Source organism: Lysinibacillus antri (assembly GCF_003977595.1).
Taxonomy (GTDB): domain Bacteria; phylum Bacillota; class Bacilli; order Bacillales_A; family Planococcaceae; genus Ureibacillus; species Ureibacillus antri.
The window spans coordinates 1-4358 of record NZ_RYYR01000053.1 but is presented as its reverse complement, the minus strand read 5'-3'; the positions used below and the strand labels follow the sequence as shown (position 1 = coordinate 4358).

5 protein-coding genes are annotated in these 4358 nt (G+C 32.3%); 3 read left to right on the top strand and 2 right to left on the bottom strand.

Features of this window, described 5'->3' with window-relative positions; genetic code table 11:
- The first annotated feature begins 392 nt into the window (after positions 1-392).
- From EK386_RS19505 to EK386_RS19490, 3 genes are all read left to right on the top strand, one after another.
- A complete protein-coding gene (locus tag EK386_RS19505; protein WP_126660847.1) occupies positions 393-782 on the top strand; it encodes a RidA family protein in 390 nt (129 codons plus the stop codon).
- Positions 783-1355: 573 nt separating this feature from the next.
- Positions 1356-1847: a hypothetical protein gene (locus EK386_RS19495; protein ID WP_126660846.1), complete on the top strand. Its 492-nt coding sequence runs from the start codon at positions 1356-1358 to the stop codon at positions 1845-1847.
- Between the two features lie 329 nt (positions 1848-2176).
- Positions 2177-2548, top strand: a complete 372-nt coding sequence (locus EK386_RS19490; RefSeq protein WP_126660845.1) for a hypothetical protein — start codon at positions 2177-2179, stop codon at positions 2546-2548.
- 243 nt (positions 2549-2791) lie between these two features.
- Here EK386_RS19490 and arr read toward each other — a convergent pair whose 3' ends face one another.
- Both arr and EK386_RS19480 read right to left on the bottom strand, forming a co-directional pair.
- Complete coding sequence (arr, locus tag EK386_RS19485; protein WP_126660844.1) at positions 2792-3208, bottom strand: NAD(+)--rifampin ADP-ribosyltransferase; 417 nt, start codon at positions 3206-3208, stop codon at positions 2792-2794.
- A 702-nt stretch (positions 3209-3910) separates the two neighbouring features.
- A complete protein-coding gene (locus EK386_RS19480) occupies positions 3911-4096 on the bottom strand; it encodes a hypothetical protein (RefSeq protein WP_126660843.1) in 186 nt (61 codons plus the stop codon).
- Positions 4097-4358 lie beyond the last annotated feature (262 nt).

The window sequence follows — 4358 nt, the reverse complement described above, 5'->3', positions numbered from 1 at the left end:
CTGTATTCCTGTATTCCTGTATTCCTGTATTCCTGTATTCCTGTATTCCTGTATTCCTGTATTCCTGTATTCCTGTATTCCTGTATTCCTGTATTTAAGTTTGATTACAAATATAAGTAATTACAACCTAGATTTCTGTAAATTCAGGTTGATTTAAAAGAGAGCTCAAATGAATCGAGAAGGACTGTCCCCTAAGCTTTTGTTTTAAAAGTGATTAGAATTACAATTACATAAAGACACTATCCCTTCTTCAACAAACGGGCCGATTGTTGAACAATACCTTCGAAATAATCTGGATATTTATGTTAAAATTATTTGAGATTGTGTAGAAATGCACTTAAACTATCGAAGCAGGTTTGTTGAATAAGAAGTGCAGAAAGGAATGATTTAAAGTGAAAATTTCAAGGAATCCAGATACAATTCATAATCCAGTGGCTCCTTATGTGCACCAAATAGAGGTTACAGGTCCAACTAGATTGTTGAATTTATCTGGACAATTAGGTATGAGAATAGATGGTACTGTACCGGAGAATCCACTAGAACAACTCCAATTGGCTTTAGAGAACGTACAGAAGAATCTAGATGCTGCTAAAATGGATATTAAAGATTTAACAAAAATGGTATTTTACTTAGTTGGAGACTTTGAAGCGGAACAACGGAGAAGAATAATTGGAGATTTCCTCGGAGAACATCTTCCTTGTACTACAATGATTTATGTCGTAGCACTAGCGGCACCTTCGTTTAAAGTAGAAATTGATGCATGGGCTTGTAAAGATATTTGATTTGTAGTTAAAAGAGATGGTATTCTAATCAATTTTATTGAAGTTTATGAAATGGTTTACTTAGGCTATTGGAGGCTTTTGTGCAAGAAGAATGGATTGATTTTAAGGTTCTGATTGTGTTTGAGTTATTCAATTAAAGGACTCTTTTATGGAGATGTAAAAAGTCGAATTTAATTCGGCTTTTTTAAATTAACATTCACTTTACACACAACTGTATTTCTGTATTTCTGTATTTCTGTATTTCTGTATTTCTGTATTTCTGTATTTCTGTATTTCTGTATTTCTGTATTTCTGTATTTCTGTATTTCTGTATTTCTGTATTTCTGTATTTCTGTATTTCTGTATTTAAGTTTAATTACAAATACATGGATTTGCAAACTTAGTTCTGTAAATGCAGTTTGATTTAAAAGAGCGCTTAGACAAATCGAGAAAGGTAGTCCCAGCCCTATATTTCCCTTAGTACACAGATAAAGCTTTCAATAAAAAAAGAAATTCACCTTAGTTACTAATTTTTCAGATTGCAGTTAAGTATTATGATTCAAGAGTTAATTTTACAAATATTGGAGGCATGTAATGATAAGGGCATTAATAAAGTTAATTTGGGGATTTGTTTGGTGGGCAGCAGGGCTTTTTGTCATCTATTATGTAATTACCACCTATGGAGATCAGATATTGGAATTAAACGACGACTCGTCACAGGAAGAAGAAGCGATTAAAGAAAGTGCTCGAATTTTTATCGAATCACTTTTTGAAAATGACTATTACAAAGGGAAACCATATATATATTTCGGAGATGGTTTAACGGATGAAAGCGTTCAAGGAATGTATACCCTTTATCAAACGGGGTTTCAAATCCATTCGAGCTTATCAAAAGGCTTTACAGGGATAACACCTAATTTCCAATATAGAATAGAAGATATTCAATTTGTGGATCCAGAACATGTTCGACTCACGTACATGATTAAATCAGATATTTCTAATGAGGAATACATTCAATCAACTTTTATTAAAGAAGATAACGTTTGGAAAATACACATTACCAGCTTCTTTACAGGAACTATGTAACTACCACCAAAAACTCCTCTTTCAACTCCCAAAATACATTTTTCTTATCTTATTCTTTCCTAAATTCTTCTCCTACCAATACATTTTTAATTCCCATTTTCGATTTTTATCATATTAATTTGAAAAAACTAGCGAAGAGTTGTGTATAAAAGAATGGAAAGTTTTACTTAAAAAATTGATTTGATAGGGCCAGCTACTCAATGAAAAAGTGGCTGGTTTTAATTTAATTATTAAACATGATTTTTTCTATTTAGCTTAATTAGATTTTAAATAAATGTGGATATTAGTGGTAAAAAAATTTATTATAAAAATAAATTGGAGGGATGGATATGGCAGAAATTACTGCAAAGGTAAATGAATTTGTAGGACCTACATATACAAAAGGATATATTGGCTTTCGATATAACGGTACAGTGGTTCCTTATTACATAGGGAATTATAGTGATACAGCCTACCACCTCGATATGGTTTCGATTGATATGCTAGCGAATAACTTTCCGCAGTACATTCAATCAAAAGAAAAAGGTATGAAGGCAACTGATTGGGGATATAAAACAGAAATTGGTTTGTGTAAGTTGATGCTTGATAATAAATTGAAACTCGTTATGCCCAACGAAAAAGGCGAAAGAATCCTTGTAAACTTTGAATGGGAAGGTTCCTTATGGGATCCTCATAACCGACCTACTAGAAGAAAAAAATAATATAAAAGCGAAAATCTGAAGCGTATTTGTAAAATTAGTAAAGGTAGCCATGATCAAAGTTTTTTGGTGATGGCTACCCATTTTATTTTGTATTCCTTTTATTACTCAGATTTGGAACTCCCTTGTTCAGAAGGACTAATGAGGGGAATCATAATGAATTTCATGACGCTCCTGACTCCAACCAATGAAATATCCACTATTTACAGACCGTTTACTACTTTATACCTTATACATTATTAAGGATTAATCTTCTATGACAGCATTTCCTTGTTCCCGTAACTTTTTTAAAGATGAAAGCATATGATTTATTTGTTCATCAGAATGTCTTTCCCACGAACCTAATTCAGCTATGATTTTCAAAGGAGATTTAGACCGATACGAACGTGTTGGGTTTCCAGGAAATCTTTTGTCTGTTAAGTTCGGATCATTTTCAAAATCGCCTAATGGTTCTACAATATAAATTCTTTCTTTTGATTTAGATGTTGCTAATTCAGCACCCCATTTAGCAGCATCTAATGTTGCAGTAAAATATATATAATTAGATTTCTTATCTTGATAATTCGATAAGTGTTGTGGTTCTAATAACTCTCCAATTTTTAATTCTGCTTTAGTACCATGAAAAAATGGACCCTTGTCTAACACATCTTTTTGGTCATTCATACTGATACACCTCTCATATTTTTAGATTTATGTATCACAGTATAGGATAGGATTTACAAAAAGAGTAGTCTATAAACGATTTACAAATAGTCGTATAATGTAAGTAGAAGGAATAATATCGAACGACAATACTCATTAACGGTCACCATTTTGGTCGCAAGGGGTTTTATGTATTGACATATAGGTTTGTATTCAATACTAAGCAATCTAGCACTTTCCCTAACAAGTGAAAAGCACTTATTTTCATTATAAAGACAGATTGTGAGGTACTTCCTTTAATAAAAAACGTCGATTGAGGTTAGAAATTAGGGGAACCTTTAACATCTGTATTCCTGTATTCCTGTATTCCTGTATTCCTGTATTCCTGTATTCCTGTATTCCTGTATTCCTGTATTCCTGTATTTAAGTTTAATTACACATCTGGGTATTTACAAACGGGATTTCTGTAAATTCAATTTGATTTAAAAGTGCGCTCAGATAAATCGAGAAAGACAGTTCCTTTAAGCTTTTATTTTAAAAGTCCTTAGAATTATAATTACACAGAAATATTAGCCCTTCTTCCACAAAAGACCAGATTATGGAGTAACTGTACGAAGGAGTTTTACTCAAGAATTGGTGTTACTTTTTACAATTCAGCTAAATGATATTTGAGTGAAAAAAAGGTTGGAAATAGTACTTATCCAACCTTATTAATAATTCTAACTACTGTAGATTACGATCGGATGCTTTTTTCATTGCATCTTCCCAATTCGGAAAATAATACAATGCATTTTTCATTAACTCTGGATTTGACTTCTTTACCTGTTTCTTTCCTAGTGGCTGTCCTTCTTTTTGTACTAATTCAGCAATTTGACTCACAACTTCTTCAACACTCATATTGGCTTCCATTTGTACCCCTCCCTTTTAGTTTTCAGTAATACTCTTTCCCAAATAATAGAAAGAAATACAATTCTGCTTCATTTTAATAAAAGAAATATGATGGTAGGAAGAAAGTTTTATGGCGCCAAATGATACGAGAAGCTGATAGTTATTCAATTAAAAGGCGTAATTCGGTCCTGTATTCCTGTATTCCTGTATTCCTGTATTCCTGTATTCCTGTATTCCTGTATTCCTGTATTCCTGTATTCCTGTATTCCTGTATTCCTGTATT

What these genes read in the sequence shown, in the direction of transcription:
- EK386_RS19490 (WP_126660845.1), top strand. Translation starts at nt 2,177, where the DNA reads ATGGCAGAAATTACTGCAAAGGTAAATGAATTTGTAGGACCTACATAT.
- EK386_RS19495 (WP_126660846.1), top strand. Translation starts at nt 1,356, where the DNA reads ATGATAAGGGCATTAATAAAGTTAATTTGGGGATTTGTTTGGTGGGCA.
- EK386_RS19480 (WP_126660843.1), bottom strand. Translation starts at nt 4,096, where the DNA reads ATGGAAGCCAATATGAGTGTTGAAGAAGTTGTGAGTCAAATTGCTGAA.
- arr (WP_126660844.1), bottom strand. Translation starts at nt 3,208, where the DNA reads ATGAATGACCAAAAAGATGTGTTAGACAAGGGTCCATTTTTTCATGGT.